We start from the raw sequence: 23,141 nt of genomic DNA on the forward strand, positions 1-23,141 counted from the left end.
CCGCGCGAACCGCACGAGGAAAGGCCCATAACAGAATGCGTGGCGGACGTCTCAGAGCCCGGGGAGCCGGCTGGCTCAAACGATCGGTGCTTCTCTCCCTGGCTGTAGTGCTGCCGATCGGCGCGGCGGTGGCTGGTCCCACCGGTACCGCGACGGCGGCCTTCGATCCCACAGCTTTCGACTTCTGGGTCGACTCGGAGATGGGCCCGATCAAGTCGCGGATCTTCCGCGCGGCCGATGGCAACACCAATCGGGTCGTGTACGCGCTCGACGGCATGCGCGCCGGCGACGACCTCAGCGGCTGGGAGAAAGACACCAATGTCGCCCGCGCCCTGATGGACGCCAACATCAACGTCGTGATGCCGGTCGGCGGCCAGTCCAGCTTCTACGCCGACTGGAACGCGCCGAGCAGCTTCTTCGGCCTCGACGCCGGTTCGGGTGGTAGCTCCACCGGTTCGGCCGCCACCGGTTCGTCGATGACCGGTTCGTCGGTCGCGCCCACCCAGGTGGCAGGCAAGAAGAACACCTACAAGTGGGAAACCTTCCTCACGAGCCACCTGCGCAACGCGCTGTCGGCACGGCTGGGTTTCAACCCCAACAACAACGGCGTGTTCGGCCTGTCGATGGGTGGCTCCGCCGCCCTGACGCTGGCCGCCTACCACCCCGATCAGTTCAGCTTCGCGGGCTCGTTCTCCGGGTACCTGAACATCTCGGCGCCCGGTATGCGTGAGGCGATGCGTGTCGCGATGGTCTCGGCCGGCGCGTTCAACATCGACGCGATGGCGCCGCCGTGGGGCCAGCAGTGGTTCCACATGGATCCGTTCGTGTTCGCCCCGCGCCTGGTCGCCAACGGCACCCGTATCTGGGTCTCCGCGGCCAGTGGTATCCCCGGTGCGGGCGATGTGTCCAACCCGATGGAGATCGTCCAGGGTGTCCCGCTGGAACTGCTCGCGATGGTGAACAGCCGCGCGTTCCAGGTCCGCATGGCCACTCTCGGCGGCGGCAACGCCCACTTCGACTTCCCGATCACCGGCGTGCACAACTGGCGCAACTGGGAAACCGAAGTCAACCGCATGATCCCGGACCTGTCCGCGAACATCGGTTAGTCACACCCGCTAGACCCCGAAAAACCGTCCGGTGCCTCGTCAGCACCGGGCGGTTTTTCTCGTTCTTGTCACGATCCGAGCGACACACGGTGACGAATCATGGGCGACAGATCACCCGGAGTTGTGCTTCGGGTCACTTTCCAGCAACATGTAGACCATTCGTCACCGATTTATACACAGTGAGCATGCGTCGAGGTTGAATCGTCCGTTTTGCCCTGGATTGGTTCCGCGCGACGTCCGATGAGGGATCCGACTGCGTAGCTCGGGATTTGCGCGTTCGGTCTGCGAGAAAGGTCTAGTCGAATGCGAACACTGCGCCGCAAGCGTGGGCCCGTGAAGACCGCAGCCCCTGGTTCGTGGGCTCGGCGATGGGCCGCGGGCGTATCGATGGCTCTACTGCTTCCGATCGCCACGGCCGTTTCCGGCGGTGTCGCTCCCGCCTCGGCCGGATTCAACGGCAATGCCTTCGACTTCTGGGTCGACTCCGGGATGGGCCCGATCAAATCGCGCGTGCTACGCGCCGCCGACGGCAACACCAACCGCGTCGTCTACGTTCTCGACGGCATGCGCGCGCCGGAGAACCTGAACGGCTGGGAGATCGAAACCGATGTCCCCAACGCGCTCGCCGCGGCCAATATCAACGTGGTCATGCCGGTCGGCGGTATGTCCAGCTTCTACGCCGACTGGAACTCGCCGAGTGAATTCTTCGGCATTCCCGGCAACGGTGTGCCCGCCTCCGGTTCCGGCGCGGGCAACGCGCTGTCCGGCGGGCCTGGCAAGAGCTACCGCTACCAGTGGGAATCGTTCCTCACCGGCGACCTGCGCAACGCGCTGGCCGACCGTCTCGGCTTCAATCGCTTCCGCAACGGCGTGTTCGGCCTGTCGATGGGCGGCTCGGCCGCGCTGACGCTGGCCGCCTACCATCCGGACCAGTTCTCCTTCGCCGGTGCGTATTCGGGTTACCTGAACATCTCGGCACCCGGCATGCGCGAGGCCATCCGGCTCGCGATGCTCGACGCGGGCGGCTACAACGTGGACTCCATGGCACCGCCGTGGGGCCCACAGTGGCTGCGGATGGATCCATTCGTGTTCGCCCCCAATCTGGTAGGCAACAACACCCGGCTGTGGATAGCGGCGGGCTCAGGCTTGCCGACCAGTACCGACGGCCCGAACATGGGCACCGTCAACGGGATGGCACTGGAAGCCTTGGCACTGGCCAACACCAAGGCATTCGAAGTCAGGATGGCGACTCTCGGCGCCCGTAACGTCACCTACTCTTTCCCGGCCTTCGGCATCCACGCCTGGAACAACTGGAATGACGAAGCACTGCGGATGATCCCGGATTTGTCCAACAACATCGGGTGAACATCACTAACCGGCACCGCAACATTTGCGGTGCCGGTTCTGTCTGTCCAGACAACCGAAGCGACTGGACAATTCGCGCCCGAGCCGACTACGCCACCTGCATAACCCAGCGACCACGGATTTTCGGCCGCCTCGGATCCGAGGGGCGAGACGGAACGCCGCAGGCGCAGTATCGCCCCTCGGATTCGAGGCCCACAGGGCCGAAAATCCCGCGGCGCCAGCCGCCAATATCCCTGCCCTTGCGGTTAATTCGTGGGTCGAATATCCTCCAGCGAGCGTAAGTGTGACCAGATCGTTGTTTCATCCGTCTGATCGACCGGGCTGTCGGGGCCGTGTCGAGTGGGCGGCCGACGCGTCTGGCATGCCATAACAGCAGAAAGAGAGCGGAATTCACATGCGTTTCGGCAAGGCCGTCGCGCCGGCATCTCGTGGTTGGCGTAATCGAATTCTAGCTGTCGGCGCTGCAGCCCTCGTGCTGCCGATCGCCGCGGGAGCGGCCCCGACCGCGTTCGCCGCACCGTCGGTGTCGGCACCCGTGTTGCGCGCGCCGGCCGGTGGCTATGAAGAACTCATGGTGCCGTCGAAGATGGGCCCGGTGAAGGTCCAGGTGCAGTGGGCGAAGAACGGTGGCAACGCCGCGCTCTACCTGCTCGACGGCCTGCGGGCCCGTGACGACCGCAACGCCTGGTCGTTCGAGACCAACGCGATGCAGCAGTTCAGCAACGACAACGTCACCCTGGTGATGCCCGTCGGTGGCCAGTCCAGCTGGTACGCCGACTGGACCGCCGCCAGCAACACCAACGGCCAGAAGACCACCTACAAGTGGGAGTCCTTCCTGACCGAAGAGCTCCCGGCCTTCCTCGAGGGCTACGGCGTGTCCCGCAAGAACAACGCGGTGCTCGGCCTGTCGATGTCGGGTCCGGCCGCGCTGCGTCTCGCCGCGCTGAACCGCGATCAGTTCAAGCACGCGTCCTCGCTCTCGGGTCCGCTGAACTGGGGCGCCCCCGGCATGCGTGAGGCCATCCGCGTGATGATGCTCGACGCCGGCCGTTTCAACGTCGACGCCATGGCCGCTCCGTGGAGCTCGGCGTGGCTGCGGATGGACCCGATGGTGTTCGCGCCCGAGCTGCGCGGCCTGCCGATGTTCATCTCCTCGGCCAACGGCCTGCCTGCCCAGCACGACAAGCCGGCTGGTCTCGGCGGCGTCTACAACACCGGTAACGCGATGGCCATCGAGGCCATCTCGTTCGTGAGCACGCTGGCGTTCCAGCGTCGCCTCAACTCCCTCGGCATCAATGCCGTCTACGACGTCGGTGCCTCCGGTACCCACTCGTGGAAGTACTGGGAAGACGAGCTGTGGAAGGCGCGTCCGCACATCCTGAATGCACTGGGCGCCTAGTAGTTTCCGCTCAGCAACAACCTGAAGACCGGCTCACCCCCAGGGTGGGCCGGTCTTTTTGCTGCACTCGACCATCGCGTGTCATCCCCAGTTATCGCTGGTTACTGCGGTACAACCGACGGTGATGCTGTGTCCCAATTCCGGGATGAGGAGGGTCGCGTGTGATGAAACATCGTGTCTCGGTACATCGTGCTTCGGCCACGATGCGGCGGATCCTCGGAATCGCGGTCATGGCGGCGGCCCTGCTCGCACCGGCTGTCACCGTTCCCGCGCAGGCGCAGCCCGGTGTGTCGGCCGTGCAGCGGGTGGACTGGCTCTCGGATCGGCGGGTGGCGCTGTGGGTGTACTCGGCCGCCATGAAGACCCCGATCCAGGTGCAGATGCTGTTGGCGCGGGACTGGAACGCGCGCCCCGACGCGAAGTTCCCGATGATGCTCATGCTCGACGGCCTGCGCGCGCAGGACGACGAGAACGGCTGGACCAAAGACGCTGACGCCGAGGGCTTCTACGCCGACAAGAACGTCAACGTGGTGCTGCCCGTCGGCGGCCAGTCGAGCTGGTACTCGGATTGGCTCGCGCCCGACAACGGCATCAACTACAAGTGGGAGACGTTCCTGACCAAGGAGCTCCCGCCGATCCTAGAGCGTGACTGGCGAACCACGGATGTGCGTGGCGTACAAGGACTTTCGATGGGCGGCACGGCGGCGATGAATCTCGCGGGCCGCAATCCGGGCCTGATGAGATACGTGGCCTCCTACTCGGGCCTGCTCACCACCACGACACTCGGGATGCCGCAGGCGATCACCTTCGCCAACAAGGACGCCGGCGGTTTCGACGCGGGCGCGATGTGGGGTCCGCCCGGCAGCCCCGAGTGGGAGGCGCACGATCCCTATCTGCTGGCCGACAAGCTCGAAGGCGTCAGCATGTACGTCTCCAGCGGCAGCGGCCTGGCCGGTTCGCACGATCAGCTCGGTGAAGTGCCGCTGATGAGCGAGAACTGGGCGGGCACCGGCCTGGAGATCCTGTCGCGGCTGTCGACCCAGAATTTCGTCGCCAAGCTGGAGAAGCTGGCGATCCCGGTACAGGCGAACTACCGCCCGGCGGGCACCCACACGTGGCCGTACTGGGATTTCGAGATGCGTCAGTCGTGGTCGCAGGCGGCCGCGGCGCTCGGCACCGATCCCGGCGGGGCTACCTGCGCCCTCGGCGGGGCGATCGCCGGCGTCGCGCAGGCGGCGAACTGGCTGGGCAACTGCGTGACCGCGGAGTACCCCGCTGGCACCGGAACGGTGCAGGACTTCCTGAACGGCCGGGTGTTCCATTCGGCCGCGACGGGCACGCACCCGGTGGGCGGGCGGATCGGTGGCACCTACGCCGGAATCGGCGGCGCGTCGTCGCCGCTCGGCCTGCCCAACGGTGACGATCACGGCCTGCCCGACGGGCGCGGCCGCATGCAGACCTTCGAAGGCGGCTCGATCTACTGGACGCCGCAGACCGGCGCGCAGGTGATGCGCGGCGCGTTCCTCGAGGAGTGGGGCAAGCAGGGTTACGAGGGCGGGCCCGCCGGCTACCCGGTGGCGGCCGAAGCGCCGACACCCAGCCGTGACGGCTCGGTGCAGGCCTTCGAACACGGCCCGATGTTCTACAGCCCGGCCACCGGCGCGCATCGGGTACAGGGCTTCGTCCTGGACAAGTACAGCCAGCTCGGCTTCGAGAACAGCCCGCTCGGGTTCCCGGTCGCCGAGGAGGCGCCGCTGAAGGATCTCGGGCGCTACAGCCGGTTCGAGGGCGGCAACATCTACTGGAGTCCGCTCTCGGGTGCCTGGTCGGTGCGCAACGGCGCGCTCGCCGATGCCTGGGGCGCGCAGGGGTTCGAGAACGGCAGGCTCGGCTACCCGGTGAGCGACGAGTTCACGGTTCCCGGCGGAATCCAGCAGAACTTTCAGACCGGGTTCATCGTGGTGCGAGACGGCAAATCCGAAGTTCACGGGGTGTGAGCCCGGGCTGAGAACTCTCTGAGCTTCGCCGCGCGGTGCCCGGCAGCGCCGATTGTCCGGCTAGCCTGGTCTGCGACCGCTTCCCTGACGAACGATCGAGGAACATCTTCATGCATCGGATCCCTGGCAAGGTAGCCGGATCGGTCGCGGCGCTCGCTGCCGTCGCGCTGTTGTCCGCCTGTGGTGGCAACGACTCGACCGCGTCGCAGACGCCCACATTGTCGACCAGCGCCGCCGCGAAGTCGACGACGACGCCGCCGGTGGTCATCGAGCCGCCGGCCGAGGCCCCGTCGAGCACCGAGACCAGCGCGCCGAGCGAGGCGCCGACGCCCATCCCGGAGACCAGCACGGCTGCCCCCGCGACCGGCAAGGACAAGGCGTTCCTGGATGAACTGTCCAAGAACGGCATCACCCCGGGCGACCAGACGACCGCGCTGACCACCGCCACCTACATCTGCTCCACGAAGGGCTCCGGCGCCAGTGACGCCGATGTGGCCACCTTCGTCGCCGCGATGGCGGGCACCGACCCGGCCTTCGACGCGTCGAAGATGGATGTCAACAAGGCAGCACAGATCTACATCGCTGCCGCGAACTCGACCTACTGCTAGTGACGCCCCGACCGACGCGACGTTCCCGCAGGTTCTGGCCTGCGGGGTGTTTCACCGTGCTGGCGCTGCTCGTGCTGGCGATCATCGTCATCGTGCTGCTCTGGTACCTGCTCGCGGGCCGGTTGAAGGAGCCGGGGCCAACACCGCCCGGCCCGCCGCCGCCCACGTCGCAGTCGGCGGAGTGTCCCGATGTGATGCTGCTCTCGATCCCGGGCACCTGGGAGTCGTCGAGCACCGACGATCCGTACAACCCGCAGGCGAACCCGATCTCGTTGATGCTCAGCGTGTCCGGGCCCTTGCGCGCGCAGTTCCCGGACAGCCGGCTCGAGGTGTACACGGTCCCGTATGTGGCCCAGTTCTCGAACCCGATCGCGATCCCGCCGGACGGCCAGGCTTCCTACAACAACAGCCGCACCGAGGGCACCGCGCGCGCGACCGACGTGCTGGCCCAGCGCCACAAGGAATGCCCGTTGACGAACTTCGTCATCGCGGGCTTCTCGCAGGGTGCCGTGATCGCCGGTGACGTCGCCGCCCAGATCGGCGCGGGCAACGGCCCGATCCCGGAGGCCAATGTGCTCGGCGTGACGGTGATCGCCGACGGCCGCCGCACTGCCACCGGCCCTGGTCAGCCCACCGAGATCGGCGATCCGCCGCCGACGGGCGAGGGCGCGGAGGTGGCGCTCAAGGGTGTCAATGTGCCTGGCATCAGCATGACCGGCCCGCGCCCCGGCGGCTTCGGCACGCTGGCGCCGAAGGTGAACTCCATCTGCGCGCCCGGCGACATGATCTGTGACGCGCCGCGCCAGGCCCTCAATCCGGTCAACGCGCTGGGCAGTCTGGCCGCGCTGATCCGCTCCGCGGGCAATCCCGTGCACGCGCTGTACGCCTCGAACACGGTGGACGGCAACGGCACAACGGCCACCCAGTGGACGGTCAACTGGGCCGCGGAGCTCATCGAGAACGCACCGCATCCGCCGCATTCCTGACGGAGTTGTCACAGTCACAGTGGGGGCGTGATTGGCGCTGATCATGCCTCGCTGTGACATCCGCACGCCGGATCGCTCGCACGCTGTAAAGTGCGCTGGGAATTGCGCCCGAGTACACACCAGCCAGGAGCGAAGAGTTCATGACCGAAGCTGCCGCACCCGTCGGTGAATTGACCGCGCTGGGTACGCCGCTGCGTCCGTTCCGCTTCGGAGCGGCCGGAGAGGGCAACAAGCAAGAGGGTGGCGCGCGCAAGTTCGTTCAGACGGCGCAGGAAGCCGAAGAGATGGGGTACGACACCTTCTTCGTGCCTGATCACCTGGGCGATCAGGTCGGCCCGATCGCCGCGCTGGGCGCACTCACCCAAGCCACCTCCAAGATCCGTCTCGGCACTTCGGTGCTGGCCAACGGGTTACGTCACCCCGTCGTGGTCGCCAAGGAGCTGGCCACCCTCGATGTCCTGTCCAAGGGACGGCTCGAGGTCGGCGTCGGTGCGGGCTGGATCAAGGAAGAGTTCGACAACGCGGGTATCGCGTTCGAACGTCCCGGCATCCGGCTGGAGAAGCTCGACGAGTCGCTGACCATCCTGGACACGCTGCTGCGCGGCCAGGAGTGCAATTTCGAGGGCAAGCACTATCAGGTGCGTGGCATCAAGGGCACCCCGCGTCCGCGGCAGGGCCCGCGCCCGCCGCTGTGTACCGGTGGCGGCGGTCCGAAGATGCTTGCGCTGGCGGCCAAGCACGCCGACATCGTCTCGGTCGTGCCGCAGACCACCAAGAACGGCAAGGGCCTGCTCTCGGGCATCACGCTCGAGAAGACGATCGAGAAGGTCAACATCGTCAAGGCCGCTGCCGGTGACCGGTTCGCCGACATCGAACTGAACTGGGCCATCACCGCCATCGTCATTACCGACGACCGCGAGAAGACCGCCGAGATGGCGCTCAACGCGATCAAACGGGGCCTGCATCCCGACCTCGAAGTCGACGTCGAACTGACCGTCGAGGAGATCCTGAGCTCGCCTTACATCGCGATCGGCACGTTCGAGGAGATCGCCGAACAGGTCAAGCGTGTGCGGCAACTCACTTCGATGTCGTATGTGGGCATCTTCCCCACCCAGATGGACGCTTTCGCGCCTGTCATTCCGCTGCTGCGGGAGGACTGAGCGGGGGTTCTCTGTAACATGACTCTGGTTTGAGAACATCTAGCCGATAGCGGTCACCGCGCAGACCGCTCGAAAATCCGCAGGCTGTCGACGCACGTTCGTGTGAGCTCGATGTCCGGTGGCGATATAGCGAGTCGAGGCCGCAGAGCTTGTCATCGCGTCCTCGCAAGGAGAAGAAGGAATGGAAGAGACTTTCGACGACTACCTGGACGAAACCGGGAATATTGTCATTCCCGAGGGTCGGACCCTGGTCGATCACGTCGAGAAGCACACCCGTAACGATGCGAATACGCTCGCGTACCGCTACATCGACTACTCGCGGGAACGCGACGGCGAGGTGCACGAGCTGACCTGGCAGGAGTTCGGCGTACGGCTGCGCGCGGTGGCCGCTCGCCTGCAACAGGTGACCAACCCGGGCGACCGGGTCGCGATCCTCGCGCCGCAGGGCCTGGATTACGTGATCTCCTTCTTCGCGGCGATCTACGCGGGCACCATCTCGGTGCCGCTGTTCGATCCCGACGAGCCGGGCCACACCGACCGCCTGCACGCCGTGCTAGGCGACTGCGAGCCGTCGGCGATCCTCACCGCGACCTCCTCGGCCGCCGGTGTGCGTCAGTTCTTCCGCTCGCTGCCCGCCGCGCAGCGCCCGCGCATCATCGCCGTCGACGCCATCCCGGACACTCTCGGTGATTCCTGGGTGCGCCCCGACACCGCGATCGACGACATCGCCTACCTGCAGTACACCTCGGGTTCCACCCGGGTACCCGCGGGCGTGGAGATCACCCACCGCGCGGTCGGCACCAACCTGCTGCAGATGATCAAGTCGCTGAACATGAACGAGAACTCGCGCGGTGTCACCTGGCTCCCGCTGTTCCACGACATGGGCCTGCTCACGGTGATCCTGCCCGCGGTCGGCGGCAAGTTCATCACGATCATGTCGCCGAGTGCGTTCGTGCGTCGACCCTCGCGCTGGATCAACGAGCTGGCCGCCGTCTCCGACGGTGCCGGTACGTTCGCGGCCGCGCCGAACTTCGCGTTCGAGCACGCCGCCGCGCGTGGTGTGCCCAAGGCGGGCGAGTCGCTGGATCTGTCGAACGTGATCGGCCTGATCAACGGGTCAGAGCCGGTGACGGTCTCCTCGATGAAGAAGTTCAACGAGGCGTTCGCGCCGTTCGGCCTGCCCAAGACCGCGATCAAGCCCTGCTACGGCATGGCCGAGGCCACGCTGTTCGTCTCGGCCACCCGCGCCGAGGACGAGGCCAAGTACGTCTACGTCGACCGCAACGAGCTCAACGCCGGCCGCATGGTGCGCGTGGAGCAGTCCGACGACACCGCCATCGCGCAGGTGTCGTGTGGTTATGTCGGGCTCTCGCAGTGGGCCGTGATCGTCGATCCGGAGTCCGCTGACACCGCTGAGGGGCGCGAGCTGCCAGACGGTCAGGTCGGCGAGATCTGGCTGCACGGCAACAACATGGGCATCGGTTACTGGGGTCGCCCCGCCGAGTCGGCCAAGGCGTTCCGCAACAAGGTCACCGAGCCGGTCGAAGGTGGGCACGCCGACGGCACCGATCCCGACGCCGACTGGATGCGCACCGGCGACTTCGGCGTGTACTTCGAAGGTGAGCTCTACATCACCGGTCGGGTCAAGGACCTGGTGATCGTCGATGGCCGCAACCACTACCCGCAGGACCTGGAGTACTCCGCACAGGAGGCCTCCAAGGCGCTGCGCCCCGGTTTCGTCGCGGCCTTCGCGGTGCCTGCCAACCAGCTGCCCGCCGAGGTCTTCGCCGCCGACAGCCACTCCGGCCTGAAGTTCGACGTCGACGACGCGTCCGAGCAACTGGTGGTCGTGGCCGAACGCGGTCCCGGCGCCGGTAAGGCCGATCCAGGGCCGATCGCCGACGCGGTGCGTGCCGCGGTCTCGATGCGCCACGGCGTGACCGCTCGTGACATCCTGCTGGTGCCGGCGGGTTCCATCCCGCGTACGTCCAGCGGCAAGATCGCCCGGCGTGCCTGCAAGGCCGCCTACCTCGAGGGAACGCTGCGCGGTGGTTACACCCAGCAGGCTTTCCCCGATGCACCGGAAGAGTAATTGGCTCGACACGGAGACGACGCCCGGCATGCGCCCGCATGCCGGGCGTGGAGTTCCACGGCGCGCCCTGCACACCTACAGGTAGCTTGAGGACTGATGGCTGACAACGATGGCGCCCAGAATGATGACCGTGCGATGAACCCTTCCGGTGACAACGCGACCCCTCCGACGAGCGGTGAGCTTTCGGTAGCCGAGCTGCGCGAATGGTTGCGCCGCTGGGTCGCTGACGCGACCGGGCAGTCTGTCGATGCGATCACTGTCGACCGGCCGATGGAGGAGTTCGGGCTCGCTTCGCGCGATGCGCTCGCGCTGGGTGGTGACATCGAGGACCTCACCGGTGTGGTGCTCACGCCGACGGTGGTCTACCAGCATCCGACGATCGCCTCGCTGGCCGAGGTCATCGTGCACGGTGAGCCGGAGCCCGAGCCCGAGGACTCCTCGGAGTACACCGCCGCGTTCGCGCCGTCCGAGGCGCATGACGTCGCGGTGGTCGGCCTGTCCACGCGTCTGCCGGGTGCGGGTAGCACTCCCGAGTCGACCTGGGAGTTCATCATCGGCCGCGGTGACGCGATCCGTGAGCTGCCCGAAGGTCGCTGGTCGGAGTTCCTGACCGATCCGTCCGTGTCCGAGACCATCGACCGGGCCAACACCCTCGGCGGCTACCTGGACCAGGACGTCATCAAGGGTTTCGACGCCGAATTCTTCGCGATGTCGCCGATCGAGGTCGAGCAGGTCGACCCGCAGCAGCGGCTGATGATGGAGCTCACCTGGGAGGCGCTCGAGCACGCGCGCATCCCGGCCAGCGACCTCAAGGGCGGCCAGGTCGGCGTGTTCGTCGGCTCGTCCACCAACGATTTCCAGATGATCGCCTCCCTCGGTCTCGGCGACACCGACCCCGACGCGCCTGCTTCGTCGCGCGGATACGCGCTGCTCGGCGGCTCGACCGGCATCATCGCCAACCGCGTCTCCTACTTCTACGACTTCCGTGGCCCGTCGATCACCGTCGACACCGCCTGCTCGTCGACCATCGTGGCCGTGCACCAGGCCGTGCGCGCGCTCCGTAGCGGCGAGGCCGAGGTGGCGCTGGCCGGTGGCGTGAACATGATCCTGGCCCCCGTGATCACTCTCGGTTTCGACCAGAACGGCGCCGTCGCCAAGGACGGGCACATCAAGGCGTTCTCGTCTGATGCCGACGGCATGGTTCGCTCCGAAGGCGCGGGCATGATCGTGCTCAAGCGCCTGGCCGACGCCGAGCGTGACGGCGACAACATCATGGGCGTCATCAAGGGTTCCGCGGTGAACTCCGACGGCCGCTCCAACGGCCTGTTCGCGCCCAACCCCGACGCACAGGCCGACGTCCTGCGCGCCGCCTATCGCGACGCGGGCATCGTTCCCAACACCGTCGACTACATCGAGGCCCACGGCACCGGCACCCCGATCGGCGACCCGATCGAAGCCGAGGCGCTGGCCCGCGTGATCGGCCGTGGCCGCGATGCGGACAAGCCCGCCCTGCTCGGTTCGGCCAAGACCAACTTCGGCCACCTCGAGTCCGGCGCGGGCGTGCCAGCTCTCGCGAAGGTGCTGATGTCGTTCCAGCACAACGTGATTCCGCCGAGCATCAACTACGCGGGCCCGAGCCCGTACATCCCGTTCGAGCAGGCCAACCTCAAGGTTGTCGACGAGGCCACGGAGTACCCGCGCTACAGCGGCGTCGCGACCGTCGGCATCTCCGGCTTCGGCTTCGGTGGCACCAACGCGCACATGGTGCTGCAGGAGTACGTGCCCACGGCCACGGTTGTCGAGAACGTGACCGCTGAGCAGGTCGCCGCCGAGGAGATCGAGGGCGAGGAGACCACCGATGTGGTCGCCGAGGCCATCGCGATCACCGAGGCCGCTGTCGAGCCGGTGGAACCGGTCGTCGAATGGGACGGCGAGCGCGAGGAACCGCTGCCCGTGATCCTCGCCGTGTCGGCCTACCTGCCCTCGCGTCGCAAGCGCGCCGCCGCCGACCTGGCCGACTGGCTCGAAGGCGCGGGCAAGGACGTGCCGCTGGCCGATGTCGCCCGCTCGCTGGCCAAGCGCAGCCACCAGCGTTCGCGCGGTGTGGTGCTGGCCAAGACGCACGAAGAGGCTGTCACCGGTCTGCGCGCCATCGCCGAGGGTAAGCCCGGCGCCGGTGTGTTCACCGCTGATTCGCCCGCGTCCAACGGCCCGGTCTGGGTGTTCGCCGGTTTCGGTTCGCAGCACCGCAAGATGGCCAAGCAGCTCTACGGCGAGAACTCGATCTTCCGCACGACCGTCGACGAGGTCGACGAGCTGGTGCAGGACGAGGCCGGGTACTCGATCCGCGAGATGATCCTCGACGACGAGCAGGACTACGACGTCGGCACCTGCCAGGTCGGCATCTTCACCATCCAGCTCGGCCTTGCCGCCGTGCTGCGCGCCCACGGCGCGGAACCCACTGCGGTAGTTGGTCATTCGATGGGTGAGGTGGCCGGCTCCTACATCGCCGGTGGCCTGTCGATCGAAGACGCGGTGCGCGTGATCTGCGCCCGTTCGCGCCTGATGGGCGAGGGCGAGCAGATGCTCACCGACGACGAAGTGCGCAATATGGCACTGGTCGAACTCAGCGCCCACGATGTGGCGCTACTGCTGCCGAAGTACCCCGACGTGGAGTGCGCGGTGTACGCCGCGCCGACCAACACCGTGATCGGCGGCCCCCGTGAGCAGGTGGAGCAGATCGTCGCCGAGGTCGAGGCGATGGGCAAGTTCGCCCGCATCCTCCCCACCCGCGGCGCGGGCCACACCTCCCAGATGGACCCGCTGCTCGGCGAACTCGCCGCCGAACTGGCGGGCATCGAGCCGACCTCGCTGAAGACCGGCCTGTACTCCACGGTGCACGAGGGCCTGTTCTTCAAGCCCGGTTCCGAGCCGATCCACGACGAGCCCTACTGGGTGAAGAACATGCGCCACAGCGTGTGGTTCACCAACGCCATCAAGGCCGCCGTCGACTCCGGCCACACCACGTTCCTGGAGCTGGCGCCCAATTCCGTTGCGCTGATGCAGGTTCTGGGCACCACGTTCGCCGCGGGTGTGCACGACGCGCAGCTCATCCCGACGCTCAAGCGCAAGGAAGACGAGTCCGCCGGTGTGATCGGCGCGCTCGCTCAGCTCTACGTGCACGGCCACGCCGTGAACCTGAGTTCGCTGCTGCCCGAAGGTGATTACGCCGATGTGCCGCGAACCGCGTTCGTGCGCAAGGAGTACTGGCCCAAGGTCTCGATGTCCTCGGGCGGCGGGAACACTCGCGTGCCCGGCGCGCACGTCGCCATGCCGGACGGCCGCCACGCCTGGGAGGTTCAGGCCTCCTCGGTGAGCGACCTGGCCGCGTTGGTGAAAGCCGCTGCAGCACAGGTTCTTTCGGACGTCGCGGTTTCTGTTTCACATCCACATGCAGCCCTGCCTACCTCAGGCACGTTGACCACCACGTTGACCCCGCACCTCGGTGGTGCGTCGGTCCAGGTGCACGCGAAGTCCGGCGCCGGGTTCACCCTGCTGTTCGACGCGGTCGTCACCTCCGGTGCCGCCCTCCCCGAACCGGTTGCCGCCCTTGCGGTTCCAGCCGCCGAAGCCGAGCCGACCGCCGCCGAGATCGCCATCGCCACCGGTGACCGCTGGAGCCCCGACAGCGGCGAGACCATCGAGCAGCGGCTGTGCGTCATCGTCGCCGAATCCATGGGCTACGCCGTCGAGGACCTCCCGATGGAGATCCCGCTGATGGAGCTCGGCCTCGATTCGCTGATGGCCATGCGCATCAAGAACCGCGTCGAATACGAATTCGACATCCCGCAGCTGCAGATCTCCGCGGTGCGCGACGCCAGCCTCAACGAGGTCTCGAAGGTGCTGCGCTACGCGATCGAACATCGCGACGAGGTCGCGGCGATGGCGGAGAAGCAGGCTGCCGCCAAGGCCGCGGGTGAAGATGTCGAGCTGGGTGTCGACGCCAACTTCGTCGAGGCGGCTCGGGCCGCGATCGCCGCGGGGGAGGATCCGCTGGCGGTGGCGAAGAAGGCAGAAGCCGAGCTGTCGTCGGAAGCTGCTGTTGCCGAACAGGTTTCGGATGCGGTGCCGACTGATGCGAGTGCTCCGACCGCTGCGGTCGCCGAAGCCGCAGCTGCCGCCGAGGTGGCTACGCCTGCCGCCGAAGCGGTTTCGGAGCCGGCTGTCGACATCGACTACTTCGCCGATGCCGCCGGTGACGAGGACAACGTTCCGCCACGTGACGCGGCCGAACGCCTGGCCTACGCCACCTGGGCCGTTGTCACCGGAACTTCGCCCGGCGGTGTCTACAACACCTTGCCGATCCTCGAGGAGGACGTCGCAGAGAAGATGGCGGCCCGCCTCACCGAGCGGGTCAAGGCCGAGGTCACCGTCGACGACGTGCTCGATTGCGAGTCGATCGAACAGCTCGCCGAGATCGTGCGCAATCTGCAGGACAGTGGCGCCGACGTCGATGGCTTCGTCCGTCCGCTGCGGGCGCGTGCCGAGGGCTCGGACGCCGTGCCGGTCTTCGTGTTCCATCCCTCGGGTGGCAACACCCTCGTGTACGAGCCGCTGCTGAAGCGTCTCGGTGCGGACACTCCGATGTACGGATTCGAGCGGGTCGAGGGCGATATCGAGGAACGTGCTCGCCAGTACCTGCCCGAACTGCGCAAGCTCCAGGGCAACGGTCCGTACGTGCTGTACGGCTGGTCGCTCGGCGCGGTGCTGTCGCTGCAGGTCGCTCAGCTCCTTCGCGAAGAAGGCGCCGACGTGCGCGTGGTCGGTCTGATCGACCTGGCGCTTCCGGTCAACGGCGAGGACAACAGCCCCGAGGAGCGGGTGCGCCGCATTCAGCGCTACCAGCAGTTCGCCAAGACCACCTACGGCGTCGAGGGCGAATTGCCTGACGAGCAGCTGCAGGAACTCGCCCAGGCAAACGACGAGGAGCAGTACGACATCGTCGCCAGCCTGGTGAAGCTGACCGGCGCGAAGATCCCCGGCGGTGTGCTCGAACACCAGCGCACCTCGTGGATCGAGAGCCGTCACCTGGCGAAGGCGAAGCCGACCCAATACGACGGCGACGCGGTGCTCTACCTGGCCGATCGCTACCACGACGGCATGATCCAGCTCGAGCCGCGTTTCGCGGATCGCAAGCCCAACGGTGGTTGGGACGAGTACATTCCGAACCTCGAAGTGGTCCGCATCCCCGGCGACCACCTGCAGATTGTCGACGAACCGCGGATCGGCCAGATCGGTGCCGACCTCGCCGCCAAACTGGCCGCGATTTCCGCAAAGGGAGAATAAGTAAGTGAGCACGACCGCCGAAAAGCTTGCCGATCTACACGAGCGGCTCGAGCTCGCCAAGGAACCCGCGGGCGAGAAAGGTATCGCCAAGCGGGCGCAGAAGGGCATCCCCAGCGCCCGCGACCGGATCAACCAGCTGCTCGATCCCGGTACCTTCGTCGAGATCGGCGCCCTGGTGCGCAAGCCCGGCGACGCGAACGCCCTCTACGGTGACGGTGTCGTCATCGGCCACGGCAAGGTCGAAGGCCGTCCGGTGGCGGTGTTCTCCCATGATCAGACCGTCTACGGCGGTTCGGTCGGTGAGGCGTTCGGGCGCAAGCTGTGCGGCTTGATGCAGTACGCGTCGAAGGTCGGCATTCCGCTGGTCGGCATCAACGATTCCGGTGGCGCGCGCGTGCAGGAGGCGATCAGCTCGCTCGCCTGGTACGCCTGGATGGCCACCAACCTCGAGCCGCTGTCGGGCATGGTTCCGCTGGTGTCGGTGATCCTCGGTAACTGCGCCGGTGGCGCCGTGTACGAGCCGATCTGCACCGATGTGGTGGTCGCGACCGAGTCCGCGCACATGTTCGTCACCGGCCCGAAGATCATCAAAGAGGTCACCGGCGAGGACGTGAGCCTCGAGGAGCTCGGTGGCGCGCGCACGCAGGCCCAGTACGGCAACATCCACCACGTCGCCAAGGATGAGGAGGCGGCCTTCACCTGGGTGCGCGAGTACCTGGGCTACATGCCGAGCAGCTGCCAGGAACTGCCGCCGGTGGTGAACCCCGGTCTCGAGCCGGAGATCACCGACTCCGACCGCGAGCTGAACACGTTCATGCCCGACTCCGACAATGCCGGCTACGACATGTACGACATCCTGCTGCGCATCTTCGACGACGGTGAGTTCAAGGAGATCAGCGCCGACACCGGCCAGAACATCATCACCGGTTACGCCCGCATCGACGGCCGCACCGTCGGCGTCGTCGCCAACCAGCCATTGGCCGCGGCGGGCGCCCTCGATGCCCGCGCCTCCGACAAGGCCTCGCACTTCGTGCGCCTGTGCGACGCCTTCGAGATCCCGCTGGTCTTCGTCGTCGACACCCCCGGCTTCCTCCCCGGCGTCGAACAGGAAAAGGTCGGCGTCATCAAGCGCGGCGGCCGCTTCCTCTTCTCCTACGTCGAGGCCTCGGTCCCCAAGATCACCCTGGTGGTCCGTAAGTCCTACGGCGGCGGCTACGCGGTGATGGGCTCCAAGCAACTCGGCGCCGACATCAACCTCGCCTGGCCCACCGCCCGCATCGCCGTCATGGGCGCCGAAGGCGCGGTCAGCCTGCTGGGCGCCGCCCAGATCGCCGCCGCCCCCGAAGACCAGCGCGCCGCCATCCGCCAGAACCTGATCAACTTCTACAACGAGAACGTGGCAACCCCCTGGATCGCCGCCGAACGAGGCTTCATCGACGCCATCATCGAACCGGCCACCACCCGCCTCGAACTCCGCCGAGCCCTGAAGTTGCTGCAGGACAAGAAGATCCAGCGCAACCCGCGCAAGCACCACGTCTTGCCGCTGTAATCGAAACCCCGAACGGGCCGCCACGGAATCCCTCCGAGGCGGCCCGTTCGGCATCTGTGTCGGTGCATGCCTCATTGCCCCAGTGGTAGTTACAAACTGCATCCCACCTGGGTATCGTTGTGCCATGACCGCAGCGCCTGAGCCGCTCATGACGACCGGGGAGTTCGAAGAACTCGCTCGGGTTGCCGGTCGCGTCTCGGAGGGTGTTCGACTGGAGTACGTCGAGGGGAATCTGGGGGCGAAAACAGTGCCAGACGGGGACCATGGCTGCGTGATCGAGTGGCTGATGCGCGACCTAATTGTGCTTCGGCCCGAATTGTGGCTGTTCCCGAACCGCGGATTGCAGGTTGACTCCTATCGCACCGGCAGGGCGCGTCCAGACGCAGCGTTGGCACCCACCGGTGTCTTTGCGGGGGAGTCGGAATGGGCCGACCCGACTCCAGTTCTGATGGTGGTCGAGGTGACTTCCCGCGACCACGACACCGGCCGTCGCGAAAAGTCCCGCGCTTACGCCCGAACTGGTATCCCGGTCTACCTCTTGATCGACCGCGAAAAAGGCTCCGTCGTGGTGCGCAGCAATCCGGTCAACGGCGAATACGAGCGAATCCTGATCCAGCCTTTCGGCGCCGAAGTCTCCATTCCTGACCCCGTAGGTATCACCCTCGACACCGAGCCCCTGAAGGCCTGGGTGTCCTGAGGTCAGCAGCATCATGGCTGTCACCTGGCTCCTCAGCGGATCGGTCGAACTCGTTGCGCCCTGAACACCGGAATCCCTTCCGATGCAGCCCATTTTGCGTGTTCGGGATTCAGATCTTTCCGAGATCGATCTCCAACGGGAAGGGTGCGGCTACGTTGACCACACCTGTGAACCTCTCGCCAGTTCGGTAGGACCCGGTCGCAGGGTCGAGGATGGAGGTGTAGATCAGCGGGGCGCCGCTAGCCGTTTGCTCTACCCGCCAATAGAAGGCAATGCCTGCCTTCGCGTACTCCTGTTACCGCCGGTAGTTCGGGGGCGCGTTGTATCCGGCCTGCGGTTGATTCTGGGCGTGCGGCGGATAAGCGGGTGCACCGTATCCGGGAGCTCCCTGCGGCCACTGGCCTTGGGCTTGCGGCGATCCATATGGTGCGCCGGCCGGCCACTGGCCATTGGGTGCGGGGATCGGTCCACCAACGGGCGGGAAACCCTGCGGTGCGGCGGGTGTGCGACGGGCCCGGCGGGATCGGATATTGCTCCGCAGCCAGAACGCGGAGCCGACGCTCATGATCGCGCCGCCGCCGATCAGCATCCACCCGGTGCGCTTGTTCTGAGCTTCTTGACCGGCGGCGTCGCGCTCCACCGATGAGCCCTTGCTGGTCGTCACGCAGGTCTCGCCCGCGGACATACTCTTGCCACCGCATTCGGCACCGCTGTTGAGTGTGGCGATTCCGCCGAAAACGAGAACGGCGCCGAGCACCACGCCGAAGGCCGAGTAGAGAAGGTCTTTCACGTATTCCCCCAAGAACTTTGATGAGTCAAGACACCGTACCGCGTGCCCCGTGGCAGGCAAATCGACGTATCCCAGCGTGACGTGGTTGCCCGCACCGAACCCCGATATGCGTCCTCGGCCAACACAATTGGCCCTACGCTGCTTCGACTTTGTCGCGGACGAGAGTGACGGTTTTGACGCTGCTGCTCCGGACGTAGGTAACCTATCGTGTGGACGGTGCCTGGACCATCGAATAGTGGTCGGAGCTCGCGGAACTCGGCATAGACGCATGCCGGCTTTCTGATTTGCCGCCCTTTGTTGTCCTCGGAACCGGCCATCGGACCGCGATTTCGATCGGTCGTAATACACTGGGCGCTTATGGCGAGTAGTGGGGGTGGCTGTGGGGCAGAAGGAGATTCGGTTCTCGGAACGGTTTCGATCCTGGTGTGCACTTCATGACCTGAAGGTCCACGACGGATCAGCGGGGTCCGGCGACGCTTATGTCGCGCGTCCTCGGTATGGCACGTGGGAGGTCCGGCCGGGAGCTGGCGGAATGACGCAGGTTGGTCACCTCAACCGTGCGGACGAGGTGACTGTGTGGTTCGAGGTCGCCGCGGGGGATGATCTGGAACGGGTGTTGTACTACCTGATCGGGGAGGAGTTCCGGTTCCAGCGACTCGACTGCCGGGCAATCGAGTTTCCGCGTCTAGCCAAGGGCTGGACAGAGGATTCGGACCGGAAGCTGGTAGATCCTGCAGGTGTTATGCGCTACCACCCTCACGCCTCCGGCGCTCAGCATCCGAAGGCGTTGTCGCACATCCTTCAGGTGAGCCCCCGGCAGGTGGCGAAATCGTACGACAGCCCGTCTGGTCAGCCGTTGCGGCGCATAGTTTCCGGCTACACAGCGTGGCGAAGAGTGGCAGTGGCGATACTTGCCGGAGTCGCGGCGTTCATCGCCTGGGCGGCCGGGGTCGGGGACACCGCGCTGACCGTGATGTTGTTCGCGCTGACCGCCCCGCCGCTGATCGCGGGCCTGGTCGTACAAGCGTTCGGGGTCATCCTCAACGCGGCAGACAGCAACGCGATGCTGCGCGGTCGGGCTCTGTTCCCGGTCGCCGCCGGTATCGGCTTCGCCGGGATCGTGGCTGAAGTCGGCGCCGTCTGGTTGGCCTCCCAATCGGACGCGCCGACCTGGTATTACCCCCTCGCGGCGGCGGGTATCGCGCTTGCCGCCGCGGCGGTCATGTATGGAATCGGCATTCTGTTCGACTGATCGAGGAGCCGGCTGACGCCTGTCGGCGGCCTGGGCACCACCGAAGGAGGCCGCATTGGCCCTAGCGGGGCAACAAGTGCGTGCACGTAGCTTCCGGCAGGTGGTCAACATGTCCAGCGGCAAGTGGTCCACTGGTAGTGCGTCAGATGGTCTGCCACTCTGCGGCAGGTGGTTAGCCAAGCCTTCGGCAGATGGTTAGCCACCGTGGCGGCAGATGGTAAATTGAACGCGACCTTGTAGTTGTGTATCCGCAGAAAAACGGCCTACGAGATGGGTTCATGTCCAGATGACATCACGCATTCCGCACTCGCCTCTCGGTCGCATCGTTGCCCGTCGAGCCGGGCGGGCAATCGAGGAGGCATTGTCTGACACACGTGTTGTTCTGGTCAACGGCGCTCGGCAGAGCGGCAAGTCCACGTTGGTTGCCGAACTCGGTCGATCACTCGGCGCCAGGTGGCTCAGCCTCGACGATCCACAGACGCGTCAGGCGGCCGAGTTCGATCTGTCGGGCTTTGTGCGGCAGGCTCGCCCGCTGATCATCGACGAGGTGCAGCGTGTCCCTGATCTGCTGTTGTCCATCAAGGCGGCTGTCGATGAGGATGGGCGACCGGGCCACTTCCTCCTGACTGGATCGGCGCGGGTCATGGGACTTCGTTCGGTCCCCGACGCACTTCCGGGCCGGATGGAAACGATCGAGCTGTGGCCGTTATCGCAAGGCGAGATCGATGGTGGCACAGACTCATTCGTTGACCGCGCATTCAGTGAAGAAGGTCTTCTTGGCGTTTACCATCAATCAAGTGAGTCGCGTGCCGACTATATGGAGAGGCTGTCGCGCGGCGGGTTTCCAGAAGCCGTAGCGCGGACCGGGAAGCGGCGAGCACGGTTCTTCTCTTCCTATATCGGTGACTTGATCAACCGCGATGTCATGCAGCTCGCCGAGGTACAGCGTGCGCCGGAGATGCGAGCGCTGGTCAAGCTGCTTGCGGCCCGTTCAGGTCAGCTGCTGCAGCTGCGCACGATCGGCACCGAACTCGGGTTGTCACATCAGACCGTTCAACGGTATGTAGGCCTGCTAGAGGAAGTCTTTGTCGTCAAGCGGATTCCGCCGTGGTCGCGCAATCTGACGACTCGTGCTGTCGCGACGCCGAAAGTAATGATGGTGGACTCGGGTATCGCAGCCTATCAGTGCGGAATGTCCATCCAAACGCTGAGCAAGCCTGGTCCTCACGCGGGCGGTTTACTCGAGAATTTCGTTGTTTCAGAGATTGCCCGCCAGCTCAGCTGGTCTGAGGAAGATGTCGAAATGTTCCATCTCCGAACCCGAGATCAGGTCGAGGTCGACTTAGTCCTCGAGAACCGACGCGGCCAGGTCGTCGCAATCGAGGTGAAGGCGGCCGATACGGTCTCGGGCGACGATTTCCGTGGGCTGCGTTATCTCCAAGACCGACTCGGTGACGACCTGCTCGCAGGCGTCGTCCTCTACACGGGGACACAGACGCTGCCCTTCGGCCCGAAGTTTCGCGCAATGCCGATCGCCGCACTCTGGGAGATCTGAATCGGGCCGTCACCGATGAATACGGTGACGGCCCGGAGTGCTGCGTCGAAAAGATTAAGCGACAGAGGCGGATTCGATGATGACGTCGTCGACGGGGACGTCCTGGTGGGGGCCCGCGCTGCCGGTGGAGACGGCGGCGATCTTGTCGACAACCTCGGTGCCGTCGGTGACCTTGCCGAAGACGGCGTAGCCCCAACCCTGGCCCTGGGGGGCGGTGTGGTTGAGGAAGGCGTTGTCGGAGATGTTGATGAAGAACTGGGCGGTGGCCGAGTGCGGGTCGTTGGTGCGGGCCATCGCGACGGTGTACTTGTCGTTCTTCAGGCCGTTGGTGGCCTCGTTCTGGATCGGCGCCTGGGTCGGCTTCTGCTTGAGGCCGGGCTCGAAGCCGCCGCCCTGCACCATGAAACCGGGGATGACGCGATGGAACACGGTGCCGGCGTAATGGCCCGAGTTCACGTAGTTGACGAAGTTGGCGACCGTGTTCGGCGCGGCCTGGTCGTCCAACTCGAGCACGATCGGTCCGTAATTGGTTTCGAGATTCACCTTGGTCATGGAGTCGAGTCTAGGGCGAACTGCTGAGCATCCCTACAGCTGCTCGACGCTCGGAGTGGCATCAACCGCTGAACTACTGGTGATAGGGCTCAGCTCGCAAGGGCCGAAAGTTGTCCCGTCTCACCGCCGAGCAAACGTCGAGCGCGCACCAAGTGATCTGCGGCTGCGATGATTCGGTCGTAGCGAGTAGTGGTGTCGGGGATTCCATAGTGCTCGGCGAACCAGCGTGCGACTTCTGTCCACGAGTACAGCGCGTACCCGTCGCCGCTCATCGGCGCGGGAAAGCCGCCGGGGCCGCGGTCTCCATTTGCGAGACGGCGAACGCTCTCATAGGTTCGCGTGGTTCTCGCCGCGATCGTTTTGAGTGTTACCAGGTTCTCGGTCCGTATGCCGACCACGGCGAAACCGCTGGCCTCGGCCTGGCCGACAGCGCTGATGATCGCCGATGCCAGGGAGTCGTCATCGCGGTGCATGTGCAGTACGGGGGAGATGCGCGGGCCGAATTCGGGAGTCGAGTCGTCGAGTCCCGCGTCGAAGAGCGCGTCGAGTTCGTTTTCGGTGGGGGTGTGATCGAGCACGAGCGTGAATTCATGGCGACTCATGGCGACTCCTTTCAATCGGTGTGCCCACGTGCGAACCGGCGGATGGCGTCTGCGTTGTCCTCGGGCACGCGAGGGGTCGACCAGA

The 23,141-nt window shown here is 65.9% G+C and carries 16 protein-coding genes; 13 read left to right on the forward strand and 3 right to left on the reverse strand.

Annotation, left to right across the window (positions count from 1 at the left end; all coding sequences use genetic code 11):
* Positions 1 to 35: 35 nt before the first annotated feature.
* From ACWZHB_RS29105 to ACWZHB_RS29155, 11 genes are all read left to right on the forward strand, one after another.
* Positions 36 to 1,106, forward strand: a complete 1,071-nt coding sequence (locus tag ACWZHB_RS29105) for an alpha/beta hydrolase (RefSeq protein WP_427904949.1) — start codon at positions 36 to 38, stop codon at positions 1,104 to 1,106.
* 303 nt (positions 1,107 to 1,409) lie between these two features.
* Positions 1,410 to 2,471, forward strand: a complete 1,062-nt coding sequence (locus tag ACWZHB_RS29110) for an alpha/beta hydrolase (RefSeq protein WP_427904950.1) — start codon at positions 1,410 to 1,412, stop codon at positions 2,469 to 2,471.
* 394 nt (positions 2,472 to 2,865) lie between these two features.
* Positions 2,866 to 3,870 carry an alpha/beta hydrolase gene (locus tag ACWZHB_RS29115; RefSeq protein ID WP_427904951.1) on the forward strand — a complete coding sequence of 335 codons (1,005 nt, stop codon included), beginning with the start codon at positions 2,866 to 2,868 and terminating at the stop codon, positions 3,868 to 3,870.
* Positions 3,871 to 4,034: 164 nt separating this feature from the next.
* Positions 4,035 to 5,867, forward strand: coding sequence for an alpha/beta hydrolase-fold protein (locus ACWZHB_RS29120; protein ID WP_427904952.1), 1,833 nt, complete (start codon positions 4,035 to 4,037; stop codon positions 5,865 to 5,867).
* 110 nt (positions 5,868 to 5,977) lie between these two features.
* Positions 5,978 to 6,475, forward strand: a complete 498-nt coding sequence (locus ACWZHB_RS29125; protein WP_427904953.1) for a DUF732 domain-containing protein — start codon at positions 5,978 to 5,980, stop codon at positions 6,473 to 6,475.
* A complete protein-coding gene (locus ACWZHB_RS29130; RefSeq protein ID WP_427909343.1) occupies positions 6,469 to 7,461 on the forward strand; it encodes a cutinase family protein in 993 nt (330 codons plus the stop codon). Before ACWZHB_RS29125 ends, ACWZHB_RS29130 begins: the two co-directional genes overlap by 7 nt.
* 140 nt (positions 7,462 to 7,601) lie before the next feature.
* Positions 7,602 to 8,621, forward strand: coding sequence for an LLM class F420-dependent oxidoreductase (locus ACWZHB_RS29135; RefSeq protein ID WP_427904954.1), 1,020 nt, complete (start codon positions 7,602 to 7,604; stop codon positions 8,619 to 8,621).
* A 181-nt stretch (positions 8,622 to 8,802) separates the two neighbouring features.
* Positions 8,803 to 10,713 carry a long-chain-fatty-acid--AMP ligase FadD32 gene (gene fadD32, locus ACWZHB_RS29140; protein ID WP_427904955.1) on the forward strand — a complete coding sequence of 637 codons (1,911 nt, stop codon included), beginning with the start codon at positions 8,803 to 8,805 and terminating at the stop codon, positions 10,711 to 10,713.
* A gap of 96 nt (positions 10,714 to 10,809) precedes the next feature.
* On the forward strand, positions 10,810 to 16,059 hold the full coding sequence (gene pks13 / locus ACWZHB_RS29145; RefSeq protein ID WP_427904956.1) for a polyketide synthase Pks13: 5,250 nt from the start codon (positions 10,810 to 10,812) through the stop codon (positions 16,057 to 16,059).
* A gap of 4 nt (positions 16,060 to 16,063) precedes the next feature.
* On the forward strand, positions 16,064 to 17,608 hold the full coding sequence (locus tag ACWZHB_RS29150) for an acyl-CoA carboxylase subunit beta (RefSeq protein ID WP_427904957.1): 1,545 nt from the start codon (positions 16,064 to 16,066) through the stop codon (positions 17,606 to 17,608).
* Positions 17,609 to 17,732: 124 nt separating this feature from the next.
* Complete coding sequence (locus ACWZHB_RS29155) at positions 17,733 to 18,305, forward strand: Uma2 family endonuclease (protein WP_427904958.1); 573 nt, start codon at positions 17,733 to 17,735, stop codon at positions 18,303 to 18,305.
* Positions 18,306 to 18,600: 295 nt separating this feature from the next.
* On the opposite strand, the gene ACWZHB_RS29160 is transcribed toward ACWZHB_RS29155, so the two are convergent.
* Complete coding sequence (locus ACWZHB_RS29160; RefSeq protein WP_427904959.1) at positions 18,601 to 19,095, reverse strand: hypothetical protein; 495 nt, start codon at positions 19,093 to 19,095, stop codon at positions 18,601 to 18,603.
* A gap of 379 nt (positions 19,096 to 19,474) precedes the next feature.
* On the opposite strand from ACWZHB_RS29160, the gene ACWZHB_RS29165 reads away from it, so the two are divergent.
* Both ACWZHB_RS29165 and ACWZHB_RS29170 read left to right on the forward strand, forming a co-directional pair.
* Entirely contained in the window at positions 19,475 to 20,347 is an 873-nt protein-coding gene (locus ACWZHB_RS29165; RefSeq protein WP_427904960.1) for a hypothetical protein, read from the forward strand.
* A 286-nt stretch (positions 20,348 to 20,633) separates the two neighbouring features.
* Positions 20,634 to 21,902 carry an ATP-binding protein gene (locus ACWZHB_RS29170; RefSeq protein WP_427904961.1) on the forward strand — a complete coding sequence of 423 codons (1,269 nt, stop codon included), beginning with the start codon at positions 20,634 to 20,636 and terminating at the stop codon, positions 21,900 to 21,902.
* Positions 21,903 to 21,956: 54 nt separating this feature from the next.
* Here ACWZHB_RS29170 and ACWZHB_RS29175 read toward each other — a convergent pair whose 3' ends face one another.
* Together ACWZHB_RS29175 and ACWZHB_RS29180 are read right to left on the reverse strand one after the other, a co-directional pair.
* On the reverse strand, positions 21,957 to 22,454 hold the full coding sequence (locus ACWZHB_RS29175) for a peptidylprolyl isomerase (protein WP_427904962.1): 498 nt from the start codon (positions 22,452 to 22,454) through the stop codon (positions 21,957 to 21,959).
* 89 nt (positions 22,455 to 22,543) lie between these two features.
* On the reverse strand, positions 22,544 to 23,056 hold the full coding sequence (locus ACWZHB_RS29180; protein WP_427904963.1) for a hypothetical protein: 513 nt from the start codon (positions 23,054 to 23,056) through the stop codon (positions 22,544 to 22,546).
* Positions 23,057 to 23,141 lie beyond the last annotated feature (85 nt).

It is taken from the genome of Nocardia sp. FBN12 (assembly GCF_054031145.1).

What these genes read in the sequence shown, in the direction of transcription:
- ACWZHB_RS29175 (WP_427904962.1), bottom strand. Translation starts at nt 22,454, where the DNA reads ATGACCAAGGTGAATCTCGAAACCAATTACGGACCGATCGTGCTCGAG.
- pks13 (WP_427904956.1), top strand. Translation starts at nt 10,810, where the DNA reads ATGGCTGACAACGATGGCGCCCAGAATGATGACCGTGCGATGAACCCT.
- ACWZHB_RS29135 (WP_427904954.1), top strand. Translation starts at nt 7,602, where the DNA reads ATGACCGAAGCTGCCGCACCCGTCGGTGAATTGACCGCGCTGGGTACG.
- ACWZHB_RS29155 (WP_427904958.1), top strand. Translation starts at nt 17,733, where the DNA reads ATGACCGCAGCGCCTGAGCCGCTCATGACGACCGGGGAGTTCGAAGAA.
- ACWZHB_RS29115 (WP_427904951.1), top strand. Translation starts at nt 2,866, where the DNA reads ATGCGTTTCGGCAAGGCCGTCGCGCCGGCATCTCGTGGTTGGCGTAAT.
- ACWZHB_RS29180 (WP_427904963.1), bottom strand. Translation starts at nt 23,056, where the DNA reads ATGAGTCGCCATGAATTCACGCTCGTGCTCGATCACACCCCCACCGAA.
- ACWZHB_RS29170 (WP_427904961.1), top strand. Translation starts at nt 20,634, where the DNA reads ATGACATCACGCATTCCGCACTCGCCTCTCGGTCGCATCGTTGCCCGT.
- ACWZHB_RS29105 (WP_427904949.1), top strand. Translation starts at nt 36, where the DNA reads ATGCGTGGCGGACGTCTCAGAGCCCGGGGAGCCGGCTGGCTCAAACGA.
- ACWZHB_RS29120 (WP_427904952.1), top strand. Translation starts at nt 4,035, where the DNA reads ATGAAACATCGTGTCTCGGTACATCGTGCTTCGGCCACGATGCGGCGG.
- fadD32 (WP_427904955.1), top strand. Translation starts at nt 8,803, where the DNA reads ATGGAAGAGACTTTCGACGACTACCTGGACGAAACCGGGAATATTGTC.
- ACWZHB_RS29125 (WP_427904953.1), top strand. Translation starts at nt 5,978, where the DNA reads ATGCATCGGATCCCTGGCAAGGTAGCCGGATCGGTCGCGGCGCTCGCT.
- ACWZHB_RS29110 (WP_427904950.1), top strand. Translation starts at nt 1,410, where the DNA reads ATGCGAACACTGCGCCGCAAGCGTGGGCCCGTGAAGACCGCAGCCCCT.